Raw genomic sequence first — 25,512 nt, forward strand, 5'->3', positions numbered from 1 at the left:
AGCCGGGTTCTACGCCTGGCTGGCCATTTCCTTTTCGAGGTTCTGCACGATGGTTTCGAAGAACTGCTCGGTGGTCTGCCATGCTTGCCCCGGGCCGATCAGCAGCGCCAGATCCTTGGTCATGTGGCCGCTTTCCACGGTTTGAATGCAGACGCGTTCGAGCGTTTCAGCGAACTTCACCACATCGGGCGTGCCATCGAACTTTCCGCGATACATCAGCCCGCGCGTCCATGCGAAGATCGAGGCGATCGGGTTGGTCGACGTCGCCTTGCCCTGCTGGTGCTGGCGGTAATGGCGGGTGACGGTGCCGTGCGCGGCTTCGGCTTCGACGGTCTTGCCATCGGGGCTGAGCAGCACAGACGTCATCAGGCCGAGCGATCCGAAGCCCTGCGCCACGGTGTCCGACTGCACATCGCCATCATAGTTCTTGCACGCCCACACGAACTTGCCGCTCCACTTCAACGCGGAAGCCACCATGTCGTCGATCAGGCGGTGTTCGTAGACCATTCCCTTGGCCTTGAACTGTTCGGCGAAGCCTTCGGTATCGAACACTTCCTGAAACAGATCCTTGAAGCGGCCATCATAGGCTTTCAGGATGGTGTTCTTGGTCGACAGATACACCGGCCAACCAAGGTTGAGGCCGTAATTGAAGCTGGCGCGGGCGAAATCTCGGATCGAATCGTCAAGATTGTACATCGCCATCGCCACACCGGCGCTGGGGAAATCGAACACGTCGAGGTCGATTTTGGTGCCATCATCGCCGTCAAACACCAGCCGCAGCTTGCCGGGGCCGGGGATCAGCGTGTCGGTGGCCTTGTACTGATCGCCGAACGCATGGCGGCCGACCACGATCGGATCAGTCCAGCCGGGCACAAGCCGCGGCACGTTGTCGATCACGATTGGTTCGCGGAACACCACGCCGCCCAGAATGTTGCGGATCGTGCCGTTGGGCGATTTCCACATTTTCTTGAGGCTGAATTCTTCGACCCGCTGTTCATCAGGGGTAATGGTGGCGCATTTTACGCCGACGCCGTGCTGTTTGATCGCATTGGCGGAATCGATGGTGACCTGATCATCGGTTGCGTCGCGGTTTTCGATCGAAAGGTCGTAATAGTGCAGATCAACGTCGAGATAAGGCAGGATTAGCCGTTCGCGAATCCATTGCCAGATGATGCGGGTCATCTCGTCCCCATCAAGTTCAACGACGGGGTTGGCGACTTTGATTTTCTGCATGGCTGATGCCCTATCCTTCTTTACCCGTCTGCGCGGGCTGCGTGTGATCGACGAAAAGCTGAGTAAGATGTTGCGCGGGCTTTAGCAGAGGAGGCGATGCTTGCAAGCAGTGCACCGGTCTTTGGCTTGCAAGTTGTGATGGAGCGGGCGCAGCGCACAAAAAACCCGCCTGAAGCGGCGGGTGATTTGCGGTTCGGGCCGATGGTGGGCGTAGCAAGGATTGAACTTGCGACCCCTACGATGTCAACATAGTGCTCTACCACTGAGCTATACGCCCGCACCATCGGATCAGCCTCTGTCGAGGCGGAGGCGGCCCTTAACGTAAGCCCGGAAAAGGTGCAAGCGATTCGGGAATGCCCCGCGTGGACTTAAGCGCGTGCCTCGCCCGCTTCCTCGAACACCCGCTCCACTTCCAGCACCAGATCGCGCAGGTGGAACGGTTTGGACAATACCTTGGCCGCAGGCTGTTCGCGGCTGGCGCGCAGCGATACGGCGGCGAACCCGGTGATGAACATCACCTTGGTGCGCGGGGAAATTTCCGCGCAACGCTGCGCCAGTTCGATCCCGTCCATTTCGGGCATGACGATGTCGGACAGCAGCAAATCATAATCGCCGGTTTCCAGCAGCGGGACGGCCTCGGTGCCGCGATCCACCGCGCTGACTTCGTAACCGGCGTTGGTTAGCGCGCGCGCAAGATAGGTGCGCATTGCCTCTTCATCTTCGGCAAGCAGGATGCGGGGTGTGCGTGGCGATGTCATGTCAGGTGGGTTAGCAGCGCAGGCTTAAGAAATCTTTGTGCCAGCGACAAATTGACTCGGAATGACACGCAGGCAGCCGAGCGAAGTGCGATCAGGCTTTGACAGCGCTGCGCAAAGGCGGCAGCAAGGTTGGCGGAATGACGCCAACCTCCCGCACGCCCCGTGATCCGATCTTCGCCCGCGCCGATGTGCGGGTGCCGGTGACAGGGGGCTGCGTGCCGGGGCTGAATGATGCGCCCGCCTTCACGCTCACCACGCCGCCGCGCCTGCGCCTGCCGGTGCTGATTGCCGTGCCGCACGCAGGCCGCGCCTATCCGCCTGCTGTGGTAGCGCGGATGCGCGATCCGGAGCTGGCGCAGTTGCGGCTGGAGGATCGCTTTATCGACCGGGTTGGCGTGGAAATCGCGCGGACGACAGGCGCTGCGCTGCTGGTGGCTAACGCACCGCGTGCGCTGATTGATCTCAACCGGGCCGAGGATGATGTTGATTGGGACATGATCGAGGGTGGCCGCCCGGCGCAGGGCGCCAATGTGGTGGCCCCGCACGCAAGCAACCGCCGTTCGCGCAGCGGGCTGGGGCTGGTGCCGCGCCGACTGCCGGGATCGGGCGAGATATGGCGCGGACGACTGGCTGCGGATGAGCTTGTTCAGCGGATTAGCGGAATCCATCAAGCCTATCACGCGGCACTGGCGGCAGAGCTGGCGCGGATTCGCGCCGAATGGGGCGTCGCCTTGCTGGTCGACCTGCATTCGATGCCGCCGCTGCGCGCTGCGGAGGGGGAGGCCTGCGCGCCGGTGATCGTGCTGGGCGACCGGTTCGGGGCCTCGTGCCACAATACCCTGATGGCCCGTGCGCTTGCAAAGCTTGAGCGCGAGGGGTGTTTGGCTGCGCATAACCGGCCCTATTCGGGCGGTTATGTACTGGACCGTCATGGCGCGCCGCATTCCGGCGTGCACGCAATCCAGATCGAAGTGTGCCGCACAGCCTATCTTGATCGGCACCTGGCCGATCCCGGTGCCGGGCTTCCCGCGATGGCGGCGCTGCTGGCCAATCTGGTGCGCGAGCTTGGGGCTGAGGCTGCGTTGCTCGGCGGCGGTGACGGGCTGCTGCAAGCGGCGGAATAAGCGCGCTTGGCCACGCATAAAAAACGGGCAGGGGGCGATTGCCGACCTGCCCGTTTTCCGATGTTGGGGCCGGAGCTTCAGCTCCGCCAGAAATCAGTTGAGCGACGGAGCCGCAGCGCCTTCCTCTGGCATCGGCACCTTGCCCTGCGCCAACTGACGTTCAAAGATTGTCCGCATCAGGTTGAGCGAGAACAGGTGCGCGTGAATCAGCATCAGCAGCCCGCTCTTCGACAGTTCTTCAAGCTTGGCGGCAGGCAGTTCGCGCAGTTTGTTTTCATCAACCATGCGGAACCCGCGATACACGAACGGCTTATCGGGCATGTCATTGCGGGTGATCGCGATTTCGCCGTCCATCAGGATGTCGAGCTTCGCCAGTTCATCGATGAACAGCTTGGTGCGCTGCCCCGCTTCTTCGAAGCGGCGACAAAAGTCGAGCACGCCTTGGATGTACTCGGTCGGCTGACCCTTATCATCAAACAGCGCCAAGCCATCGTCGCGCGCGCTAATCACACCAACGGTCGGGTCAAAGCATAGCGACATGTCTTCCACGCCCTGCTGCAACTTGGCGAGGATAAAGGGATAGCGCCGGACGTAAGCAGGCAGGTAGATCGCTTCGTTGATCTTCATGTCGTCGCCGACGAAGGTGTTCACCCCTTCGTTGAGGCCGAACAGCGCGATCGGCAGCGGGTTTTCGCCCGAGGTAAATACGATCGGGAAATGCCGCTGGGCATCGACGAATTCGTCCGAAGTCAGCGGCACCGCGTGGGTCGACGCGAGATAGGCGGCGCTATCCAGCGTCCCGGCCTTCCAGGTCGCATGATCACGGCTGTTGAGCGGCAGAAGGTCTTTGTAGAACAACGGAAGTTGCGGTTGCGGCGCGCTGGCCATGACGTCGTCTCCGGAAAAAAGCGGTGGTAAAAATCCCCTCGGCGGGAAGGCAACCCCCCGCCGAAAGCGCGGCGCTTAGGCGTTTGCTGCCCGACGCGCAACCCGCGAGGATCAACTGTGTGGTTCGAGGCGCAAGAGTTTCCCCGGATTGAGCAGATTGTCAGGGTCAAGCGCGGCCTTGATCCGCTGCATCAGCGCCAACGCTGCGGGATCGTGTAGCCGGGCGAGTTCATCAACCTTCATCTGCCCGATCCCGTGTTCGGCGCTGATTGATCCGCCCCATTGACTGACCAGATCATGGACTGCCGCACTGACCGCCTTGCCGTCGGCCTCCTCCCACACGCCGCGCTCCGCACCTTGGGGGGCGAGCACGTGGAAGTGGACATTACCATCGCCCAGATGCCCAAACGCAACCGCGCGAGTGCTGGGAAAAGCGGTTTCGATGGCGGGGGATGCGGCAAGGATAAACTCGGGCATTTTCTCGACCGGCACCGAAATATCGTGCTGCATCGCCGGGCCAATTGCGCGTTCAGCGGCTGAAATCGAATCGCGCAAAGTCCAGAAATCTTCCGCCTGCGTGTCATTCGCGGCGATCACGGCGTCGGCAATCAGGCCATCTTCCAGTGCGGTGGAGAGGCCAGCCTCCATCGCCTCGCGCAATGCGCCGCTGTCGCGGGTGGCCGAAACGCATTCGATCAAGGCGTTCCAATCGTGCCGTTCTGCCAAGGGCGCGCGCGCGGCGGGTAGATGCGCCAGCACGCTATCGAGGCAATGCACAGGCACCACTTCAAAACCTTCCAGCGCATCGCCCAGCGCGCGCTCCATCTGGCGCAGCAGCGTGCGCGCCTCGACAATTCCGCCAAGCCCGACCCAGGCCGTTGCCCGCCCGATCGCGGCCGGTAGCAGCCGCAAGGTCGCCGCCGTCACGATCCCCAGCGTGCCCTCCGAACCGATCAACAACTGCTTCAGATCGAACCCGCGATTGTCTTTTTTCAGGGGGGTCAGGGTATCGAGCACGTCACCATTCGCCAGCACCGCTTCCAGCCCCAGCACCTGCGCGCGGATCGTGCCGTGGCGCAGCACCTGCGTGCCGCCCGCGTTGGTCGACACCAGCCCGCCGATGGTTGCCGACCCTTTACCGCCGAGCGTCAGGGGAAAACGCATCCCCGCCGCCTCGGCCGCTTCGTGCAGATGTTGCAGGATAACGCCCGCCTCGCACAGCACTTGCCCTGCCTCGGTATCAAGCGCGCGGATCGCGTCCATGCGCCGCAGCGACAGCAACAGCGCGGTGCCGCTGGCATCCGGGGTCGCTCCGCCCGCCATGCCGCTATTGCCGCCCTGCGGAACAATCGGCACGCAGTGCGCGGCGCACAGCCTGACCAGCGCCGCAACCTCAGCCGTAGTGGCAGGAGAGGCCAGCGCCAGCGCCCGCCCGGTATAGCGTCCGCGCCAATCGGTCAGCCACGCATCCATCCGATCAGGATCGGTGGTCAGCCCGCGCGGGCCGAGCAGTGCGGCGGCCTCCGAAAGAAACGCTTCGGAGGTTGGCGAAGGGGCGGGCGGTGCGGCGAGGTGCGTCATTGTGGCCTCCATGCCACAGCTGGACGCGAATATGCCACCAGTTTCGGGCAAAGCTGGCAGGCAGTTAAGCCGCGGTTCAATTCTTGCCGCTAAGGCAGAGCGTGGTTTTCATGCGCCGGATGCTGTTTTCCGCCGCGACCCGTGTCCTCCAAGGAGAGATATTTCCGCATCATGCACGGCCTGTTTGCCTTTACGGCGCCGTTGGCGCTGATGCTGCCGGTGATGGCGGGGGCAGCCGGTTTGGCTGATCAGGCGGACGCAGTTCCCGCCCTGTCTGCACCGCAATGCGACGCCGCGCCCATGCAGGGCGAACCGGAACTGGCCAATCCACTGACGGCGTTTCGCGCCAGCGCCACCGCGGGGCAGGTGCGGATCGAACAGCGCGTGGTGGTGCGGATCGCTCCGCAGGGGCCTGCCGCCCGTCAGAACCTGCTCGCCCAGCTCCCGCAGCGCGACCTTGGCCCCCGTTTCGAGGAACGGCGCAAGGAAAAATGCGTTGCGCTGGAAGGCATCGCCGGGGTGCAGACTGGCAGCGGCAATCGCCTGGTGCTGTTCCTGCGCGATCAGCGGATGATCTCGGTCAACCTTGAAAAATCGTGCCGCGCGCGCGATTTCTACTCCGGCTTTTACGTCGAGAAAAACGAGGATGGGCGGCTGTGCGTTGATCGCGACAAGTTGCAATCGCGCACCGGCGCACGCTGCGAAGTCGAGGCGATGCGCCAGTTGGTGGAAGTGCGCAACTGACCGAATTGCGTCCCAAGCGCACGATTTCTTGACTTTTGCGAGTATTTGCGAGAAGGGCGCGCCAACCTGATTGCGCCATACTGCGCCTCAGGGCCAGCAATCCCGGCAGCAACCCTGCCCGCTATTTTCGGACACCACCTACCGCATGACATTCGCCGATCTCGGCCTCTCGCCTGAATTGCTCAAAGCCGTCGAAGACGCAGGCTATACCACGCCAACTGCCATTCAGGCGCAGGCTATCCCCACCGTATTGATGATGCGCGACCTGATCGGCATTGCCCAGACCGGCACCGGCAAGACCGCCAGCTTCGTGCTGCCGATGATCGATGTGATGGCCGCGGGCCGCCGCCGCGCGCTGATGCCGCGTTCGCTGATCCTTGAACCGACCCGTGAACTCGCCGCGCAGGTGGCCGAGAATTTCGAGAAATACGGCAAGAACCACGATCTCAAAATGGCGTTGCTGATCGGCGGCGTGCAGATGGGCGATCAGTTGAAGGCGCTGTCGGAAGGGGTCGATGTGCTGATTGCGACGCCGGGCCGGCTGATGGATCTGTTTGAACGCGGCAAGATCATGCTCAATGGCTGCGAACTGCTGGTGATCGACGAGGCCGACCGGATGCTAGACATGGGGTTCATCCCCGACATCGAATTCATTTGTTCCAAGCTGCCCGAAACGCGCCAGACGATGCTGTTTTCGGCCACCATGCCGCCGCCGATTGAAAAGCTGTCAAAGAAGTTTCTCACCAATCCCAAGCGGATCGAGGTGAGCCGCGCGGCTTCGACCAACGCTGATATTACCGCCTTCAAGGTGCCGGTGAAATCGCGGTCGAAGAAAGATACCCTGCGCTGGTTCCTCGAAAACGACCTGGTCGAAACCGCGATCATCTTTGCCAACCGCAAGACCACCGTGCGCGAACTCAACCAGAGCCTGACCCGCTTCGGCTTCCGGTCGAGCGAAATTCACGGCGACATGGATCAGTCGAGCAGGATCAAGGAGCTTGACCGCTTCAAGGCCGGCGAGGTCAACATCCTCGTTGCGTCCGACGTCGCCGCGCGCGGGCTCGACATCAAAGGCGTCTCCCACGTGTTCAATTACGACACGCCGTGGCACCCCGATGATTACGTCCACCGCATCGGCCGCACCGGCCGCGCCGGGGCCAAGGGCCGGGCTTTCACCTTCGTTGCGGAAGAAGACGCCGAAGCGATCAGCAATGTCGAAAAGCTGACCGGCAGCGTGATCAAGGTGTTCGGCAAGGACGACGTGCGCGTTGATCTCAGCGCCGCGATTGCCAAGGCCGAAGATGCCAAGGTCGATGCACCTGAACGCGAAGAGCGTGAGGAACGCGAGCCGCGCAAATCCCGCCGTGCACCACGCGCTGAAAGCGCCCCGCGTGAAGATCCCGCGCCGCGCGAAGAGAGCGCCGAACCGGCAGAACGTCCGGCCAAGCCCCGCCGGGCTCGCGCCGAACGCCCGCAAGCCACCGAGCGCGTCGCCGATGACCGCCAACCCCGCGTGCGCCGTAACAACGAAGACGACACGCCGGTGCCAGCAGGCGAATGGAACGGCCCGCGTCCGGGGTTTCTGGATGTGGGGTTTGGGTAGAAGCGTCGTGGCCTTTGGCAAGCGACGATGGGCGACGCGAACCAAGCTCACTGTTGCTCTTATTGTATTAGCTGCAATCGCCACACCGATCGTCGGGCCGTTTACGTTCTACGGTAATCTAGTTCCTTACCTCACGCCCCTTATCCCGAAACCTGACGGTGTCCCGAGCGACGCCAAGGTGGCCCATAACTGGAAAGGCTCCGGTTTGTACTGGCGCTGGGAGCGTAAGCTTCCGGCAGGCCGAGCGACTTGGGCGTTGGCGGCAGATCGATGGGTTTCCGTGAGCTTTTACGCCAAGCTGCCAGGCAGCGCGATTTCCGAGCGGAGCTTCCATTTTGCCAATTTTGTAGGGGACGAGATTGACTTCGCTCAAGATGGGTCCGGGGCAAGTCACTGTAGCATCCACACGGCCAAGTTATCGGACGAAGACGTTGTTGCCGCTCGTAACCTTCTTGCGCAATCAAGCGTCGCTGCAAAAAGCGATGTTGAGCGACGTTTGATCGCGCTTTCGGTGGACTTCGTCGATCATCCGAAAGTTGGTGAGCATCCTTGCGGCGCGCGCTATGGGCCTGTCTGAGGGCTTACCCCACCACCGTCACAAACGAATCCAGCACCCGCTTCTCGCCAGCATCCTCGAACAGGATGGTGAGCTTGTTGCCCTCCTGATCGATCACGCAGCCGGTGCCGAATTTGGCATGGCTGACCATTGCGCCAATCGCGATGTCTGACCGCGCGGGCGCGGCGAAGCTGGCTGCTGAACGCGTGTTTTCGCGCACCCTTGCAGGCTTGGTATCATACCCTGACGTCAACGCCCGCTGCCAGCCGGGGCCGCGCGTTTGGGCGCGGTCGGGGCGGTCACGTGCGACGTGGGCGAAGGGGTCGTCCTGCTCGCTCCAATTGGCGCGCCACAGGCTTGCCCCGCCGGTCAGCGTGGTTTCCTGATCAATATGTTCGCCGGGCAGTTCTTCGATGAAGCGGCTGGGGATAGAACTGATCCACTGGCCATAGATGCGGCGATTGGCGGCGTGCAGGATCACGCAGCGCCGCCGCGCGCGGGTGATCGCGACATAGGCGAGGCGGCGTTCTTCTTCGAGGCTGGCCAGCCCGCCTTCGTCAATCGCGCGCTGCGATGGGAACACGCCTTCTTCCCAGCCGACGCAGAAGATATTGTCGAATTCCAGCCCCTTGGCGGCGTGGATCGTCATGATCGTCACCGTTTCCTCGCTATCGGCGCGGTCATTATCCATGACGAGGCTGATGTGTTCGAGGAAATCGCCGAGCGTCTCGTAATCCTCCATCGCGCGCGCGAGTTCGGAGAGGTTTTCCACCCGTCCGGCGCTTTCGGCGGTGCGATCCGCGGCGAGCATGGCGTTATAGCCGCTCTCCTCCAGCACCAGCCGCAGCAGATCGGCGGGCGTCACCGTCTCCGCCGTCTCACGCCAATGCAGGAATTGCCGCATCAAGGCGCCAATGGTGTTTGCAGCGCGCGCGGGCAGTTCGTCGCTGTCGGCCAATTGCAATGCGGCAGCAGCCAGCGGCAGGTTCATCGCGCGCGCGTGGCTGTGCATTTTCTCCAGCGCCTTGGCACCCAAACCACGCTTGGGCTGGTTATGGATGCGTTCAAACGCGAGGTCATCCTGCGGCTGCGCGATCAGCCGCAGATAGGCGAGCGCATCGCGGATTTCGGCGCGTTCGTAAAAGCGGAAACCGCCGATGATGCGGTAATTCACCCCGATCTGGATGAAGCGGTCTTCAAACTCGCGGGTCTGGTATTGCGCGCGCACCAGAATGGCGACGCCGTTGAGCGCCGCGCCTTCGCGTTCCAGCCGCTCGATCTCCTCGCCCACCCGGCGCGCTTCTTCGGGCGCGTCCCAAACCCCGATCACCTTGACCTTGTCGCCGCCGTTCACTTCCGTCCACAACGTCTTGTCGTGGCGCTGGCTGTTCGCGCGGATCAGCCCCGCTGCCGCGCCGAGAATATGCGGGGTGGAGCGGTAATTCTGTTCCAGCCGGATCACCTGGGTTCCGGGAAAATCCTTTTCAAACCGCAGGATATTGGCGACTTCTGCGCCGCGCCATGAATAGATCGACTGGTCATCATCCCCCACCACGCAGATGTTCTTGTGTTCCTGTGCCAGCAGCCGCAGCCACAGATACTGCACGGCGTTGGTGTCCTGATATTCGTCCACCATGATGTATCGGAACCGGCGCTGATAATCGGCGAGGATATCGTGATGGTTACGCAGGATGTTGAGCATATGCAGCATCAGGTCGCCGAAATCGCAAGCATTCAATTCCTTCAGCCGCGCCTGATAACGCGCATAAAGCGCCGCACCCTGGCCATTGGCGTAAGCCTCGTTCTCGACCGCATCGAGGTCTTGCGGGTTCAGCCCTCTGTTCTTCCAGCGATCAATCAACCCCGCCAGTTGGCGCGCAGGCCAGCGTTTTTCGTCAAGGTCAGCCTGCGCGATCAGCTGTTTGAGCAGCCGGATCTGATCATCGGTGTCGATGATGGTGTAATTGCTGTGCAACCCTGCCAATTCGGCATGGCGGCGCAGCATCTTGGCGCAGATCGAATGGAAGGTGCCCAGCCACGGGATGCCTTCCGCACCGGGGCCAAGGTGATGCGCCACCCGTTCACGCATTTCGCGCGCAGCCTTGTTGGTGAAGGTGACACACAGGATCTGGCTGGGATAGGCCCGCCGGGTCGCCACCAGATGCGCCAGCCGTGCGGTCAGCGCTGCCGTCTTGCCCGTGCCCGCACCCGCCAACATCAGCACCGGGCCTTCGGTTGCCAGAACGGCGGCGCGCTGCGGCGCGTTCAACTGCGCGGCATAGGCCGGAACAGTATCGCGCGCAGGCGCAGGAGAGGGCAGGGTGTTGGTCATCGCACTAACGTGAACAAGTAGGGAACAATTGCCTGCGGGGCAAGCCACGGCATCGTGCTTATCGTCGGGCCACCTCAGCCAGTCGCAGCTGCCAGTCTGAGCAGGCTTAGCTTGCTCTTGCCGACCCGTCGTTCGGCCTCGATCGCCAGTCCGTTGATTTTGGGGTCTTCGTTGAAGGCTGTCTCCAGCGAGATCCACGTTTGCGCACCGATCCAGCCGAGCCGCAGCAGCCGGTCGAGCGCGACCTCGCCTGCGCCCGAATGGTAGGGGGGATCGACGAGGATCAGGTCGAGCGGCGCGGTGGCGGCGCGCAGCTGCGTTGCCGATCCTGTCTCCACCCGCGCCTGATCGCGCGCCCCAAGCGCGGTGATATTGGCGCGGATCGCCTCCACTGCCGCGCGATCCTGTTCGACAAACAGGCAGGTGGCCGCGCCGCGCGACAATGCCTCCAGCCCGAGCGCGCCCGACCCTGCAAACAGATCGGCCACCTGCAACCCTTCAAAACTACCGAGGCGGCTGGTGAGCATCGAAAACAGCGTTTCGCGCATCCGGTCAGCGGTCGGGCGGGTGGCATCGCCCTTGGGTGCGACCAGCTTGCGACCGCGCCATGCGCCCGCGATAATCCTCACTTGCGCGGCCCGCGCGGGGTGTTGCCGCGCGTGGCGGGCGGACGTTTGCGCGATGGCGAGCGCGCGGGCGGTCGCGGCGTACCAGCGCCAGCGCTGTCTTTGCGCGGGGCGGCGACCGGGCCAGCACGGCCCTTGCGCGGCGGCACGGCATTGGCGGCATCAGCCGGTTTGCGCGCCGAATGTGGGCCATCTGCGCCCTTATGCGGGGCAGGGCGCGCGGGCGGCGCAGCCTTGCGAGCAGGTGGGCGCGGGGCGCGCGGAGGCTTGGACGGTGCGGCAATCTCTACCTTGTCCGCTTTCTTCACCCCGCCGCGCGGGATCGGCTCGCCCGTCATTTCAGATAGGAACCGCGCCACTGGCTTGCCGGTCAGTTCCACCGCCTGCCCGCGCGGCAGATCGCCGAGGTTGAACGGGCCATAGCCAGTGCGGATCAGGCGGTTGACCTTGAGGCCGAGATATTCGAGCACCCGGCGCACTTCGCGGTTCTTGCCTTCGGTGATGGTCATTTCGACCCACACATTGCGGCCCGTTCCGCGTTCAAGGTTCGCGTCGATCGAACCATAGCGCACCCCGTCAATCTCCACGCCTTCGATCAGGTCTTCAAGCTGGCTCTGCTGGATTTCGCCGAACGCGCGGGCGCGGTAGGTGCGCGGCACTTTGGTGGCGGGCAACTCCATCGTGCGTTTCAGCCCGCCATCATTGGTCAGCAGCAGCAGTCCTTCGGTGTTGAGATCGAGCCGGCCGACCGGCATCAGTCGCGGCGTCCCGGTGGGCAGGGCATTGCGCAGCGCGGTGTAAATCGTCGGGCGGCCCGCCAGATCGCGCTCGGCCGTGATTAACCCGGTTGGTTTGTGAAACGCGAACAACCGTGTGGCTTCGGCTGCGGCAACCGGGTTGCCATCCACCGTCACGCCGCGCAGGCTGGCGAGGATTGTTGCCGGGGTATCAAGCACCCTGCCATCCAGTGCCACGCGTCCTTCGGCAATCATCCGCTCAATCTCGCGGCGGCTGGCAACGCCTGCGCGGGCGAGCAGTTTGGCAATACGTTCCCCTTCGGGACGGTTTTCGGAGCGGGGGGGAGCGGTTGGCATAGGCGCGGCGCTACGCGCTCAATTGGCTGCCCGCAAGGCTTCGCTCACGATCTGATCGAAGCGCGCAATCCCACCTTCCAGCGTGCCAAGCGTGAGGTGATCAATCGCGCCCGATTGCAGCCCTTGCTGGCCGAGTTCGGCAGCGCGGAAATCTTCGCTGGCAAACACCCCGCCGTCGAGCAGGTTCCAGCTGCGTTCCCAATGGTCGCGCGCCTTGTCGGTGGCGGGCGCTTCGGGGATCAGCATGAAATCTTCGACCAGCGTCAGGTCATGCGCCTGCGGCATCAGCACCATCACATTGACGTAGTCGGGGCTGGGGACGATCACGGTGGCGGGCAGGAGTTGATAGGCGAAGGTCACCACCCGGCGCAGCGCCGCCATATCGCTGAGATCGACGCCTTCCATTTCCTCCAGCCGCCCCACGGCCGAGCGTTGATGCGGGCCGATCTGGTCGCCTGCGGTGATTCCGTCCTTGAAGAACGGGCCGATGGTGGCCGCGTGCAGGCGGGTAACGTGGTAGCTTTCAAGGAAGGCATCCATGATCAGCTTCCAGTTGCCGCGCACCGTGTGAAGCTTGCGCCGGAACATGTAAGCTTGCGGCAGGCCGAAAGCCTTCAAGTCTTCGCCCAGCGCGGCGGCGTCGCTGAAATCCGCGCCATTCTGCGGCGCAAACCAGATCAGCCCACCGGCCTCAAGGCTGGGCAGTTCGACAAGGCCGTATTCGCTCTTGTCCATGCCGGGGAAGGTATCGGGGCGGGGCAGTGCCAGCAGCCCGCCATCAAGCCGGTACGTCCAGGCGTGATAGGGGCACACCAACCGCTTGGCGCACACCGTTTCGCTGCCTTCAACCAGCCGGGTGCCCCGGTGGCGGCAGACATTAAGGAACACGTGCGCTGCGCCCTGCGCATCGCGGGTGATCAGCAGCGGGCGTCCGGTGGCATCATGCGGCACCGCCATGCCCGGATCGGGCAGCAATGCCGACGGCGCGAGCACTTGCGGCAGGCGGTCGAACAGCGCAGATTTTTCGCGCGCGAAGTGATCGGGGCAGGTGTAATTGCTGGCAGGCACCTGCTGAATGCCGCCCGCCACCTTGGCGCGTCCTTCGCGAATCGCCTCGGCCAGCGCCAATTGCCCCGGCGTTGGTCGCAAGCTGGGCATATCTGTTGTTGCTGCGTTCATCGCTCTTTTCTCATCCTCATTCCCAAGCCTAGTGTGCCAGACAATCGGGTGACGCAAAAGGATACAGTGGATGATCGACTGGGATACCGCAATTCTGTTCGGGGTGATCGCTGCGGTCGTTGCTCTGGCTTACCTTGTTCCGGCGTTCGCGCCCTATCGTCGCAAGATGCCGTTTGTGGCGTTTCTGCTTGGCATTTCGTCGGGCTTTCCGCTGACCTTGCTGCTGGGCACGATGACGTTCTGGCTGTCCAAAGTCGGGATTGATAAATCGACCATCGGGTTCGCGATCGGGCTGACAACGCCCTACACGCTCAAATTCCTGTGGGCACCGCTGGTCGACAAGACCCCCATTCCTATCCTAACCAACTGGCTGGGGCAGCGGCGCGCGTGGCTGTTTGTGGTTCAGGTCGCGCTGGTTCTGGCGCTGTGGCAGCTTGGCACCAGCAACCCCACCAACGACAATATCGGCATGTTTGCAGTGTGGGCGATTGTCGTCGCGTTCCTGTCGGCAACGCAAGACATCGTGATCGACGCCTACCGGATCGAGATCCTGTCGGACGAGGAAATGGCCCACGGCACGGCGATGAACCAGTTCGGTTATCGCACCGGCAATCTGCTGGCAGGCGCAGGTACCATCTACCTCGCCTCGACTGAAGGCTATGATATCGGCTGGGCGATGGCTTACGGCGTTACCAGCTTTCTTGTCCTGCCCGCGATATTGGGCGCGTTGTGGGCCGGGGCAGGGCGGTTCGATCCGAACGCGGCGCGCGCTGCCGGGCAGAGCTTTTTCAACTGGCTCACTGAAACCGTGGTCAACCCGTTCCGCGAATTTCTGGGCCGCAAGGGAGCGGCGCTGATACTGCTGTTTGTGCTGATCTACAAGGTTGGCGATGCGATGGGGCAGGGAATGCTCAACCCGATGATCGTTGAGCTGGGCTTCAGCGATACCGAATTCATCACCATCAACAAATTCGTAGGCTTCGGCGCGCTGATCGTCGGATCGGCGCTGGGTGGGCCATTTATCGCCTGGCTGGGGATGGGCCGCGCGCTGCTCATATCGGGTTTGTTGATGATGTTGTCGAACTTCCTGTTCGTGGTTCTGGCGATTGTCGGCCATTCGCCGCTGATGCTGGCGATTGCAGTGGGGACTGAGAACCTGACGAGCGGGATCGGGCTGACGGTGTTCGTGACCTATCTTTCGGGCTTGTCGAACCTCGCTTACACGGCGACCCAGTTTGCGCTGCTTTCAAGTTTTGCAGCGGTTGGGCGAACATGGTTGGCGACGCCGTCGGGCTATCTCGCCGAAAACCTCGGCTGGGTGGGGTTCTGGACATTTACGGTGGTAATTGCTGCGCCGGGGATGCTGCTGTTGTGGATGCTGTGGCGCAAGGGCTTCGTGGTGGAAAGTGTACGCCAGACTGGTGACGGTGAAAGCAGTGACCCGCCCGAAGCAGTCAACGCGAAACCGGGCGTGAGTCCGGCAGAGTAGCGTCTAGTCTGGCACCTCATCATTCAACAGCAGCGCCTCGCCCGCGAGGTAGAGTGATCCGGCGATCAGCACTGGCAGGCCATCATCGGGGATAGCAGCCAAGGCGGTCGTCAGGTCTGACGCAGGGCGTGCCTGTGGGCCAAACGCTGTTGCCGGGTGCCAATCGTGCCCCGGCACCGGCACTGCGGTGATACTGGCGAGCATCGGGCCGAGCGGGGTGGTGAGCGCGCCGGGGTCTTTACTCTCGATCATCCCGACTACCAGATGCAGGCGTTGACCAGCGAAATGCGCGCCGAGCATCGCGCCTGCCTGAGGGTTGTGCCCGCCATCGAGCCACACTTCGCGTCCGCCGGTGAGCGGGCCGGGGCCAAGGTGCTGCATCCGCGCGGGCCAGCGCGCTCCCGCCAATCCCGCAGCCATCGCCGCGTCCGATACTGGCAATGCGGTTTGCGCGCGCAGCATTGCTACGGCCAATCCGGCGTTCACCCGCTGGTGCGCGCCGGGAAGCGCGAGCGGCACGTCAGGGGCACTGCGCGCGATAATCACTGGCGCACCCACGCCCGCCGCCACTGCGCGGATCGCTGCCATTTCAACTTCCGGCTGGCCAATCGTCGCCAGCGGCACGCCAGCCTTAGCAATCCCCGCCTTTTCAAACGCGATCCGCGCCATTGGTTCGTGCGGCACGCCATCTTCGGGCGCGAGCAGGAAGCGTTCGTGATCGAGGCCGAGGGCTGCAATCCCGGAGGCGGCGAGCGCGTCTGGTTCGAGCACGTTGGTCGCATCGAACCGCCCGCCCATCCCTACTTCGACCACGCAGGCGTCCGCAGGCGTGCGGGCAAAGGCGAGGAAGGCGGCGGCGATGGTAACTTCGAAAAAGCTGGGGCCGAAGCCTTCGCCCCCTTGTTCACTGGCATCAAGCACCTCCTCAAGCACCGCCGCCAGTGCTGCGTCGGAAATCAGCTCCCCCGCCAGCCTGATGCGTTCATTATAGCGCACCAGATGGGGCGAGGTGGTGACGTGGACGCGGTAGCCTTGCGCCTCCAGCATCGCCCGCAGAAACGCGCAGGTCGAACCCTTGCCGTTGGTGCCTGCGACGTGGAACACTGGCGGCAGTTTGCGATGGGGATTGCCGAGCTGCTCCATCATCGCACGGATGGTGTCGAGGCCAAGCCGCCCCTGCGGCAGGCTGAGCCGCGCGAGCCGATCCAATTGCGCCTGAACGCCGGGGTCAGACGAGGTGCCGAAGTCTTTCATCCCCACCTCGTCACCCCAGCGGAAGCTGGGGTCTCAAGCGGCGAGCGCCGCGCACGAAGCCTCGGACCCCAGCTTTCGCTGGGGTGACGTTGAACATTACGCCGCCTTCACCGGTTGCAGATAATCCAGCACTTGCGCCAGCGTCGCTTTCAGATCGCGGCGCGGCACCACCATGTCGACCATGCCATGCTTGTGCAGATATTCGGCACGCTGGAAACCTTCGGGCAATTGTTCGCGGATCGTGTCCTGAATCACCCGCTGGCCCGCAAACCCGATCAGCGCGCCCGGTTCGGCAATGTGAATGTCGCCAAGCATCGCGTAACTTGCAGTCACGCCGCCGGTGGTCGGATCGGTCAAAACCACGATATAGGGCACGCCCGCCGCCTTCAGCCGCCGGGTCATCACGGTCGCGCGCGGCATTTGCATCAGCGACAGGATCCCCTCCTGCATCCGCGCCCCGCCCGCCGCCGTCACCACAATGTAAGCGCAGCCGCGATCGAGCGCCTTTTGCGCGCCTTCGCAGAACGCCTGGCCCACGGCCATGCCCATTGATCCGCCCATGAAGCTGAAATCCTGTACGCCGACCACGGCGGGGCGGGTTTCGATGGTGCCGGAGCCGACCACGAAGGCATCATCATGCGGATTGGCGGCGCGCGCGGCCTTCAGCCGATCAGTGTATTTCTTGGTGTCCTTGAACTGCAACGGGTCTTCGGTGACTTTCGGCAGAGGCAGCACCTCGAACCCCGGATCCATCAGCAGCGCCAGCCGCGCATCCGCGCCGATCCGCCCGTGATGTTCGCATTTCGGGCAGACAGAGAGGTTGTCCTCATACTCTGCCACGAACAACATTTCCTGGCAGGATGGGCACTTGATCCACAGATCCTTCTCTGTGGTTTTCTTCCCCGACGAAAAGCCGAGCGAATTGCGGACGCGGGTGAACCAGTTCATGGGGGTGTCCTAAACTCTTTTGGTCGTCATTGCGAGCCGTAGGCGAAGCAATCCATGACGCGTCGTGACCATATGCTGCGATGTCTGTTCATGGATTGCCTATGCTCACAATGACGAAATTAACGGGCGGTGTGAACGGCGTCGGCCAGCGCGGCGGTGAGTTTGCGCAGGTGCGCCGGAGCATCCGCCCCATATTCGCCGCAGATTTCCACCAAGGCTGAGCCAACCACCACGCCATCCGCCACCTTGGCGATCGCGGCGGCCTGTTCGGGCGTGCGCACGCCGAAGCCGACGGCGATGGGCAGATCGGTCGATTGCTTGAGCCGCGCCACGGCTTCTTCAATGCTGGCCTGCACAGCCTGCTGTTTACCGGTGATCCCGGCGACCGAAACGTAATACAGAAAGCCTTCCGACCCGGCGAGCACCTGCGGCAGGCGCGCCGCGTCGGTGGTCGGCGTGGCGAGGCGGATCGGGGCGATGCCACGCTCGCGCAGGGCCGGGCCGAGTGCGTCGTCCTCCTCGGGCGGAATGTCGACGCAGATGACGCCGTCAACGCCCGCAGCGGCGGCGGCATCGGCAAACCACTCCGGCCCGCGCCGCACCATCGGGTTGGCATAGCCCATCAGAACGAGGGGCACGTAAGGGTGCCGGGCGCGGAAGTCGGTGGCGTAGCGCAGCACGTCGGCAGTGGTGGTGCCTGCGCCGAGTGAACGCAGGTTGGCGCTCTGGATCGCGGGGCCATCAGCCATCGGATCGGTGAAGGGCATGCCGAGCTCGATCACATCCGCGCCGCCTTCGACCAGCGCATCGAGATTGGCCGCGGTGTCGCCATCGCCTGCGGTGATGAAGCAGACGAGCGCGGATTGGCGGACGGCGAAGGTGGAGGTGAGGCGGGTCATTGGTTTTTCACTTTGGCCTTTTTGCGGCGTCTTTGCCATTCGTTGATCGCGGTCAGTGTGGCGGCAACAAGGATGGCCCAGAGGAAAGTTTTGCCGCTGAAACCGTCACTGGACAAAAGACCTTTCAGCAGCGCCATGATCGTGAACATGACGATGAACTGAAGGAGTCCCGGGCCCCAGCTTGGCACTTGCGGTTCTTCACTATGCTCGCGGCGTCGCTTCTTCCGAATTTTCGCCCGGGCTTTGGTCACGATCTCACGCGCACCCTACAAAACCTTCGTCACCCCGGACTTGATCCGGGGTCCAGCTTACTGCGTCGCTGCGGAGAGAGGCAGCGGGATCCCGGGTCAAGCCCGGGATGACGGCGAATGATTCGTCATTGCGAGCGTAGCGAAGCAATCCGGGGCGGCGGTCGGTCGCTCTGGATTGCCGCGTCGCCTTCGGCTCCTCGCAATGACGAGGGATGGAGATCAAAGTTCCACTCCCAGCTTCTCAGCCACGGTGAAGATGTCCTTATCGCCGCGCCCGCACAGATTCATCAGCACGATGCTGTCCTTCGGCATGGTCGGCGCGACCTTCTTCACGGCGGCAATCGCGTGGGCTGGCTCGAGAGCGGGAATAATCCCCTCGGTGCGGCAGAGCAGTTGGAAGCCTTCCAAAGCCTCGTCATCGGTGACGGCGGTGTAATCGACGCGGCCCGATTCCTTCAGCCATGCGTGTTCGGGGCCGATGCCGGGGTAATCGAGACCGGCGCTGATCGAGTGGCCTTCGGTGATCTGGCCGTCTTCGTCCTGCAACAAATAGGTGCGGTTGCCGTGAAGCACGCCAGGCGATCCGCCGAGCAGGCTGGCGGCGTGTTCATTACCGTCGAGGCCGTGGCCCGCCGCTTCCACGCCGAGCATCTTCACGTCCGCATCATCGAGGAACGGGTGGAACAGCCCCAGCGCGTTGGAACCGCCGCCGATGCAGGCGACCAGCAGATCGGGCAGGCGGCCCACACGGGACAGCATCTGCGCGCGCGCTTCTGTGCCGATCACGCTCTGGAAATTGCGCACCATCTCCGGATAGGGGTGCGGGCCTGCCGCCGTGCCGATGATGTAGAATGTGTCGTGGACGTTCGCGACCCAGTCGCGCAGCCCTTCGTTCATTGCGTCCTTCAGCGTCGCGCCGCCGCTGGTGACGGGGATCACTTCCGCGCCGAGCAGCTTCATGCGGAACACATTGGGAGCCTGCCGCGCCACGTCGGTTGCGCCCATGTAGATTACGCAAGGCAGGCCGAACCGCGCGCAGACGGTGGCGGTCGCCACGCCGTGCTGGCCCGCGCCAGTCTCCGCGATGATCCGCGTCTTGCCCATCCGCATCGCCAGCAGGATTTGGCCGATGCAATTGTTGATCTTGTGCGCGCCGGTGTGATTGAGCTCATCGCGCTTGAACCACACTTGTGCGCCGCCCAACTCCTCGGTCAGGCGCGGCGCGAAATAGAGCGGCGAGGGGCGGCCGACGTAATGTTCCAGCAAGTCGTCGAACTCGGCGGCAAACGCCGGGTCGGCCTGCGCCTTGCGATATTCGCGCTCCAGATCGAGCACCAGCGGCATCAGCGTTTCAGCGACATAGCGCCCGCCAAACTGGCCGAAATGGCCGCGATCATCGGGCTGGGTGCGGAAGGAATTGGGGTGCGTGTTCATAGCCGTGCCGCTTTGCAGAAGTCGGCGATTCTGTCCACGTCCTTGATGCCCGGCGCGCTTTCCACGCCCGACGATGTATCCACCAACGGCGCGCCGGTCAGCCGCACCGCCTCGGCAACATTGACCGGGGTCAGCCCGCCTGCAAGGCCCCACGGCAGCGCGCCCTTATACTGGCGCAGCAGCGACCAATCGAACACCAGCCCCATGCCGCCGGGCATCGCGCCCTTGGGCGTCTTGGCGTCGAACAGGATGAAATCCGCCGTCCCGGCATATCGATCAGCGCGCGCGATATCATCGGCGCTCGCCACGCACAGCACTTTCCATACGGGCAAGCCGAACCGCGCCCGCACGGCGGCGGCGCGTTCGGGCGTTTCATCGCCGTGAAGCTGAATTGCATCGAGCCTTCCGGCTGCCACCGCATCACCGATTGCCGCGTCATCGGCATCGACAAACACGCCCGTACGGCGGATCGCGGTGCCGGATACCTCGGCCAGCCGGGCGGCCTGCGTGCCGGTGACATAACGCGGGGAGGGGGCATAGAAATTCAGCCCGCACCAATCGGCGCGCGCGGCGATGCAGGCGCTGAGCGCTTCGGGCGTTGAAACCCCGCAGATCTTGATTGTAGTGGGCATAAGCAATCGCCGCTAAAGCGTCGCCTCGATCGCGCGCGCCGCCTCAACCGGGTCTTCCGCGCGGCTGATCGGGCGGCCGATTACCAGCACACTCGCGCCATTGTCGCGCGCGGCGCGGGGGGTGACGACGCGTTTCTGATCGCCGGTGCCGCCGCCGTTGGGGCGCAGGCCGGGGACGACGAAGAATCCGTCCTTCCACGCCTTGTGCACGAAGCCGACTTCCTGTCCCGAACACACCACGCCGTCCAATCCGGCCGCATGGGCGAGTTCGGCCAGCCGCATCACCTGCGTTTCGGCGCTGCCATAAACCCCGGTGGCGGTCAGATCATTGGCATCAAGGCTGGTGAGGGTGGTGACGGCCACCACCTTGCAGCCATCGGCCGCCGCCGCTTTGGCGTCCTCCATCATCGCGCGCCCGCCGCTGGCGTGGACGGTGACAATCGCGGGCTGATAGACATGGATCGCCTGCATCGCCGCAGCGACGGTGTTGGGGATGTCGTGGAACTTCAGATCGAGGAAGATAGGCAGGCCCATATGCGCAATTTCGTGCACCCCGTGGCTGCCGTGCGCGCAGAAAAACTCCAGCCCCAGCTTGACCCCGCCAATATGCGCCTTGACCTTGGATAGCAGCGCCTTGGCTGGTTCCAGCTGCGGAATATCGAGCGCGAGGAAGATCGGATTGCTCACTTGCCGTCCCCCGCGCTGCCGGGGTTTGACGGGTTGAACGGGTCGGCGGGCTCTCCCGCTTTTGCCCCTGCCTTATCCACAGGGCTGTCCACGATTGGTGCCGCGTTTGGCACTGCCGTTTCGGCCTGCCGCGCCAGCGCCATGTTCTTGAGCGAATTTTCCAGCGCCCGGATGCGTCTTTCTAGGGTCCATCGCACACTCCGGTGATACAGGTATGTTGGCACTGCCCCGATCATAAGGAAGGCAATCACAATGAATCCTACGGGCCAGTCCGCCCCTATGGCATCGCTAGAGGTCATCCAGATCCTGACCCTTTGTGGCTCGCCCCAATTGATGCCAACAATCAAAGCGAGATAGGCTGCAATTGGTATCCAGATGATGGTGCGAAGGATTTTCACGAGGCACGCCTCTCCCAATGGCCCATTGATTGACCAAGCCTAGGCGATTTGGCTCCCGAGTCCAGCATCGCCGATCTTACCCGAACACCCGCGCGAAGATCGTGTCGACCTGGGCGAAGTGGTAGGCGAGGTCGAATTTCTCCTCCAGCTCGGCAGGCGAAAGCGCCGCCGTCACTTGACTGTCAGCCTTGAGCAGATCGAGCAGCGACAGTTTCCCGTCCGATTCCCACACCTTCATCGCGTTGCGCTGCACCAGAGCATAGGCATCCTCGCGGCTCACGCCTGCCTGCGTCAGCGCGAGCAATACCCGCTGCGAATGGACGAGGCCGCCCATCGCATCGAGGTTTTTCTGCATCCGTTCGGGATAGATCAGCAGCTTTTCAACCACCCCGGTCAGCCGCGCCAGCGCGAAATCGAGCGTGATGGTCGCATCCGGCCCGATGAAGCGTTCCACCGACGAATGCGAAATATCGCGTTCGTGCCACAGCGCGACATTCTCCAGCGCGGGCAGGGCATAGGCGCGGATCATGCGCGCCTGACCGGTCAGGTTTTCGGTGAGGATCGGGTTGCGCTTGTGCGGCATCGCGCTCGATCCCTTTTGGCCGGGGGAGAAATATTCCTCCGCCTCCAGCACCTCGGTGCGTTGCAGGTGACGGATTTCGACCGCGAGCCGTTCAATGCTGCCCGCCACCACCGCGAGCGTGGCAAAATACATTGCGTGGCGATCGCGCGGGATCACCTGCGTGGAAACAGGTTCGATGGCGAGGCCGAGTTTCTCGGCGACATGCGCCTCAACCGCCGGATCGACATTGGCAAAGGTGCCAACAGCGCCGCTGATCGCGCAAGTCGCAATCTCCGCCCGCGCCGCGATCAGCCGCGCACGGCAACGGTCAAATTCGGCATAGGCCTGCGCCAGTTTCAGCCCGAAGGTGACGGGCTCGGCATGAATACCGTGGCTGCGGCCGATGGTCGGCGTGTATTTGTGCTCCATCGCGCGGGTCTTGATCGCCGCCAGCAGCGCGTCGGTATCGGCGATCAGAATATCGGTCGCGCGCGTCAACTGCACCGACAGAGTGGTGTCGAGCACGTCCGATGATGTCATCCCCTGATGCATGAAGCGCGCTTCATCACCGACTTGCTCGGCCACCCAGGTGAGGAAGGCGATCACGTCATGCTTGGTCACCGCCTCGATTGCGTCGATGGCGGGAACATCAATCACCGGGTCGGTTGCCCACCAGTCCCACAGCGCCTTGGCGGCAGATGGCGGCACCACGCCAAGTTCGCCGAGCTTCTCGGTGGCGTGCGCCTCAATCTCGAACCAGATGCGATATTTCGCTTCGGGTTCCCACAAGGCGGTCATTTGCGGGCGGGCATAGCGGGGGACCATGGTTGGGACGTTCCTTCCAGACGGGGCAGTGGCGGCGCACGGGCGCCGGGTGGGGCGCTATTGCGGCGGGGCTTGATTGGCAAGGGTGCGCGCGCCGCTGGAAAGGCGCTGTCCACGCATCAGCCTGATTCTTGTGCCGCAGTTGTAACGCCTCTACGGTCCGGCGCGAAGGCTCAGACCGGAGGAATATGTAATGCCAAGGTCAGCCCAGCAATCCGTAGCCGGGGCGACCGCGCCTAACACCGTTGCCCAGAAACTTCAGGAAGAACGCTATCCGCCGTTTGTCCGCGTCACCATGCGGCGCTGGGTCAAATGGTATCTTGATGGGACCGAAGCGTTCTGGCCGTTCGGCGATGTGGCAATCCGGTTTCTGATTGCCATGTGGTTTTTGCGGTCGGGTCTGGTCAAACTGAGCAATTGGGACGGCGCGGTTTTCCTTGCGGCGAATGAATATCCAGTTGGCTGGATGGACCCGGTGAGCGCTGCGACAACCGGTCTTGCGATCGAACTGATCGGCCCGGCGCTGCTTATCGCAGGGTTTATGACCCGTCCGGCGGCGCTGGCAATGGCGGCGCTGACGATTGTCAGTCAGGCGGTTTACATCCCCACAACCAGCAACCTGATCGCTGGCGCGATTCTGATCTGGTATGTTTTCCACGGGCCTGGGGTGATCTCGATTGACCGCGCGGTGGCCGGAGGGATCAAGCAAAGCGCCTTGCCGCTGGCGCGTCCGGCGATTGTGGCATCGGAGTTTGCGCGCGAGCGCCTCGCTCCAGTTATCATGGCGATTACGCGCGTCTGGATTGCGGTCAGCTTGCTCAATCATGCGCAGTTGATTCAGCCCTCGGTCGCAGTTCAGACGTGGCTGCCAACCACAATCTTTGCCGGTTTTCCGGGCTGGCTGGCGGTGATATTCGCAGTGCTGTTCCTGACCGGATTTGGCGCGGTGATCGTTTCCTATACCCTGTTCCCACTCATCCTCGCCTACATGATCATCGGCGCGCATCCGGCGGTTACGCTGTTTCCGTTCCTGTTTCTCGGAATTTACGAGGCCAAGGGGGCAGGTTTCCTGTCGCTTGATAGGGCTATTCTGGCGTGGCTCGACAAGAACATCCTGTTTGATCGCGCCTATGCCGATATTCCTGAAAGATGGCCGCATATCGTGGTGGTGGGTGCCGGGTTTGGCGGGCTTGCAGCCGTGGCCAAGCTTAAACGTCTGCCGGTGCGGATAACTCTGATCGACAAGCGCAATTATCACCTGTTTCAACCGCTGCTGTATCAAATTGCCACGGCAACGCTGAATCCGGCAGACATCGCCACACCGATCCGCAGCATGTTCAAGGGCGATGGCAATGTCCGCGTGATCAAGGGAGAGGTGAATGCGATCAATCCCGCCACCCGGACGGTTACATTCGATCAGGATTGCACATTGTTCTATGACCGTCTGGTGCTGGCGACCGGTGCGACGCACAGCTATTTCGGGCGCGATGAATGGGGCCCCTATGCGCCGGGCCTGAAAACCATCGAGGACGCGGTGGCGGTGCGGGGAGAAATCCTCAACGCATTTGAACTCGCCGAAGCCGCTGGCGATCCGGCGCGGGTGGAGCGGTTGTTGACCTTTGTCATCGTGGGCGCCGGGCCGACCGGGGTTGAACTGGCCGGCGCGATTGCCGAACTCGCTAAAGTCAGCGTCGCGCGCGAATTTCGCATGATCGACCCGGCCAGTGCGCGGATCATTCTGGTTCAGTCCGGCCCGCGCATTCTCCCGTCATTTCCGGAAAGCCTGTCGCAGCGGGCGACCAGAACGCTGGAAAATCTGGGCGTTGAAATCCGCACCAACAGTCGCGTGACCGAAATTGCCGAAGCGCAGGTGCGGATCGGCGACGATACGGTGATCGAGACCGAAACGGTGCTGTGGGCGGCAGGCGTTGCCGCATCACCGGCGGCACGGTGGCTGGGTGCCAAGGATGATCGCTCTGGCCGAGTGTTGGTGAATGACCTGATGCGGGTGCTGGACAAGGATGGCAAACCCATCGATGATATTTTTGCTATCGGTGATACCGCCGGCAGCAATGCATGGAATGGTGACCCGGTACCCGGCCTTGCCCCGGCTGCCAAACAGGCGGGTGCCTATGTCAGCCGCGTGGTAGAAGCCGAATTGCTGTGCAAGCCTTGCCCCGGTCCGTTTCGCTATCGCCATAAAGGCAGTCTGGCGACGGTCGGTCGCAAGTCGGCGGTGGCCGATTTTGGCGCGTTCAAGCTGTCAGGCGCGCTGGCGTGGTGGCTGTGGGGCCTAGTGCATATCGGCTTTCTCACCGGCACCAGAAACCGTGTCACGGTAGTGATTAACTGGGCGTGGAGTTTCTTCGCGCAGCATTCGGGCGTGCGCCTGATCACCGGTGAGGATGATTAAGC

23 protein-coding genes and 1 tRNA gene are annotated in these 25,512 nt (G+C 63.0%); 6 read left to right on the top strand and 18 right to left on the bottom strand.

Going from position 1 to position 25,512, the window contains the following annotated elements:
• Window positions 1–9 precede the first annotated feature (9 nt).
• The 3 genes from ABIE62_RS06585 to cpdR all read right to left on the bottom strand — a co-directional run bounded on the left by ABIE62_RS06585 (window position 10) and on the right by cpdR (window position 1,991).
• Window positions 10–1,233 carry an NADP-dependent isocitrate dehydrogenase gene (locus ABIE62_RS06585; protein ID WP_354324590.1) on the bottom strand — a complete coding sequence of 408 codons (1,224 nt, stop codon included), beginning with the start codon at window positions 1,231–1,233 and terminating at the stop codon, window positions 10–12.
• 202 nt (window positions 1,234–1,435) lie between these two features.
• Window positions 1,436–1,510: transfer RNA gene (locus tag ABIE62_RS06590), tRNA-Val, on the bottom strand.
• A 91-nt stretch (window positions 1,511–1,601) separates the two neighbouring features.
• Complete coding sequence (cpdR, locus tag ABIE62_RS06595) at window positions 1,602–1,991, bottom strand: cell cycle two-component system response regulator CpdR (RefSeq protein WP_354324591.1); 390 nt, start codon at window positions 1,989–1,991, stop codon at window positions 1,602–1,604.
• Between the two features lie 137 nt (window positions 1,992–2,128).
• Between cpdR and ABIE62_RS06600 the strand changes: the two genes are divergently transcribed.
• Complete coding sequence (locus ABIE62_RS06600; RefSeq protein ID WP_354324593.1) at window positions 2,129–3,115, top strand: N-formylglutamate amidohydrolase; 987 nt, start codon at window positions 2,129–2,131, stop codon at window positions 3,113–3,115.
• 93 nt (window positions 3,116–3,208) lie between these two features.
• Here ABIE62_RS06600 and ABIE62_RS06605 read toward each other — a convergent pair whose 3' ends face one another.
• Entirely contained in the window at window positions 3,209–4,003 is a 795-nt protein-coding gene (locus ABIE62_RS06605) for a SapC family protein (protein WP_354324594.1), read from the bottom strand.
• 111 nt (window positions 4,004–4,114) lie between these two features.
• Entirely contained in the window at window positions 4,115–5,584 is a 1,470-nt protein-coding gene (locus ABIE62_RS06610) for an FAD-binding oxidoreductase (RefSeq protein WP_354324595.1), read from the bottom strand.
• A gap of 141 nt (window positions 5,585–5,725) precedes the next feature.
• Between ABIE62_RS06610 and ABIE62_RS06615 the strand changes: the two genes are divergently transcribed.
• The 3 genes from ABIE62_RS06615 to ABIE62_RS06625 all read left to right on the top strand — a co-directional run bounded on the left by ABIE62_RS06615 (window position 5,726) and on the right by ABIE62_RS06625 (window position 8,508).
• Window positions 5,726–6,328: a hypothetical protein gene (locus ABIE62_RS06615; RefSeq protein WP_354324596.1), complete on the top strand. Its 603-nt coding sequence runs from the start codon at window positions 5,726–5,728 to the stop codon at window positions 6,326–6,328.
• A gap of 145 nt (window positions 6,329–6,473) precedes the next feature.
• Window positions 6,474–7,931, top strand: a complete 1,458-nt coding sequence (locus tag ABIE62_RS06620; RefSeq protein WP_354324598.1) for a DEAD/DEAH box helicase — start codon at window positions 6,474–6,476, stop codon at window positions 7,929–7,931.
• Between the two features lie 7 nt (window positions 7,932–7,938).
• Window positions 7,939–8,508, top strand: coding sequence for a hypothetical protein (locus ABIE62_RS06625; protein WP_354324599.1), 570 nt, complete (start codon window positions 7,939–7,941; stop codon window positions 8,506–8,508).
• A 4-nt stretch (window positions 8,509–8,512) separates the two neighbouring features.
• Here the strand turns inward: ABIE62_RS06625 and ABIE62_RS06630 are convergent, their stop codons facing one another.
• The 4 genes from ABIE62_RS06630 to ABIE62_RS06645 form a co-directional block, all read right to left on the bottom strand.
• A complete protein-coding gene (locus tag ABIE62_RS06630) occupies window positions 8,513–10,819 on the bottom strand; it encodes an ATP-dependent helicase (RefSeq protein WP_354324601.1) in 2,307 nt (768 codons plus the stop codon).
• 74 nt (window positions 10,820–10,893) lie between these two features.
• Window positions 10,894–11,448, bottom strand: coding sequence for a 16S rRNA (guanine(966)-N(2))-methyltransferase RsmD (gene rsmD / locus ABIE62_RS06635; protein ID WP_354324603.1), 555 nt, complete (start codon window positions 11,446–11,448; stop codon window positions 10,894–10,896).
• Window positions 11,445–12,539, bottom strand: coding sequence for a pseudouridine synthase (locus tag ABIE62_RS06640; protein WP_354324605.1), 1,095 nt, complete (start codon window positions 12,537–12,539; stop codon window positions 11,445–11,447). Before ABIE62_RS06640 ends, rsmD begins: the two co-directional genes overlap by 4 nt.
• Window positions 12,540–12,557: 18 nt before the next feature.
• Window positions 12,558–13,718, bottom strand: coding sequence for an aromatic ring-hydroxylating oxygenase subunit alpha (locus ABIE62_RS06645; protein WP_354324606.1), 1,161 nt, complete (start codon window positions 13,716–13,718; stop codon window positions 12,558–12,560).
• Window positions 13,719–13,788: 70 nt separating this feature from the next.
• Here ABIE62_RS06645 and ABIE62_RS06650 point away from each other — a divergent pair, with 70 nt between their 5' ends.
• Window positions 13,789–15,207, top strand: coding sequence for an AmpG family muropeptide MFS transporter (locus ABIE62_RS06650; RefSeq protein ID WP_354324608.1), 1,419 nt, complete (start codon window positions 13,789–13,791; stop codon window positions 15,205–15,207).
• 3 nt (window positions 15,208–15,210) lie between these two features.
• On the opposite strand, the gene ABIE62_RS06655 is transcribed toward ABIE62_RS06650, so the two are convergent.
• The 9 genes from ABIE62_RS06655 to purB form a co-directional block, all read right to left on the bottom strand.
• Window positions 15,211–16,461, bottom strand: a complete 1,251-nt coding sequence (locus tag ABIE62_RS06655) for a bifunctional folylpolyglutamate synthase/dihydrofolate synthase (protein WP_354324610.1) — start codon at window positions 16,459–16,461, stop codon at window positions 15,211–15,213.
• Between the two features lie 96 nt (window positions 16,462–16,557).
• Window positions 16,558–17,409 carry an acetyl-CoA carboxylase, carboxyltransferase subunit beta gene (gene accD, locus ABIE62_RS06660; RefSeq protein WP_354324611.1) on the bottom strand — a complete coding sequence of 284 codons (852 nt, stop codon included), beginning with the start codon at window positions 17,407–17,409 and terminating at the stop codon, window positions 16,558–16,560.
• Between the two features lie 119 nt (window positions 17,410–17,528).
• Complete coding sequence (gene trpA, locus ABIE62_RS06665) at window positions 17,529–18,308, bottom strand: tryptophan synthase subunit alpha (protein ID WP_354324612.1); 780 nt, start codon at window positions 18,306–18,308, stop codon at window positions 17,529–17,531.
• A complete protein-coding gene (locus ABIE62_RS06670; RefSeq protein WP_354324614.1) occupies window positions 18,305–18,559 on the bottom strand; it encodes a hypothetical protein in 255 nt (84 codons plus the stop codon). The genes trpA and ABIE62_RS06670 overlap by 4 nt, the downstream gene beginning before the upstream one ends.
• Window positions 18,560–18,778: 219 nt before the next feature.
• A complete protein-coding gene (gene trpB, locus ABIE62_RS06675) occupies window positions 18,779–19,993 on the bottom strand; it encodes a tryptophan synthase subunit beta (protein WP_354324615.1) in 1,215 nt (404 codons plus the stop codon).
• Entirely contained in the window at window positions 19,990–20,625 is a 636-nt protein-coding gene (locus ABIE62_RS06680; RefSeq protein WP_354324617.1) for a phosphoribosylanthranilate isomerase, read from the bottom strand. The genes trpB and ABIE62_RS06680 overlap by 4 nt, the downstream gene beginning before the upstream one ends.
• 12 nt (window positions 20,626–20,637) lie before the next feature.
• A complete protein-coding gene (gene pyrF / locus ABIE62_RS06685) occupies window positions 20,638–21,312 on the bottom strand; it encodes an orotidine-5'-phosphate decarboxylase (protein WP_354324619.1) in 675 nt (224 codons plus the stop codon).
• Window positions 21,309–21,509, bottom strand: coding sequence for a hypothetical protein (locus ABIE62_RS06690; protein WP_354324620.1), 201 nt, complete (start codon window positions 21,507–21,509; stop codon window positions 21,309–21,311). Before ABIE62_RS06690 ends, pyrF begins: the two co-directional genes overlap by 4 nt.
• A 277-nt stretch (window positions 21,510–21,786) precedes the next feature.
• On the bottom strand, window positions 21,787–23,097 hold the full coding sequence (purB, locus tag ABIE62_RS06695) for an adenylosuccinate lyase (RefSeq protein WP_354324622.1): 1,311 nt from the start codon (window positions 23,095–23,097) through the stop codon (window positions 21,787–21,789).
• Between the two features lie 193 nt (window positions 23,098–23,290).
• Here purB and ABIE62_RS06700 point away from each other — a divergent pair, with 193 nt between their 5' ends.
• The gene (locus ABIE62_RS06700; RefSeq protein WP_354324623.1) at window positions 23,291–25,510 is read left to right on the top strand and encodes an FAD-dependent oxidoreductase; all 2,220 of its coding nucleotides are present in this window, start codon (window positions 23,291–23,293) and stop codon (window positions 25,508–25,510) included.
• The last annotated feature ends 2 nt before the right edge of the window (window positions 25,511–25,512 follow it).

Source organism: Porphyrobacter sp. MBR-155 (assembly GCF_040547625.1).
Taxonomy (GTDB): Bacteria; Pseudomonadota; Alphaproteobacteria; order Sphingomonadales; family Sphingomonadaceae; genus Erythrobacter.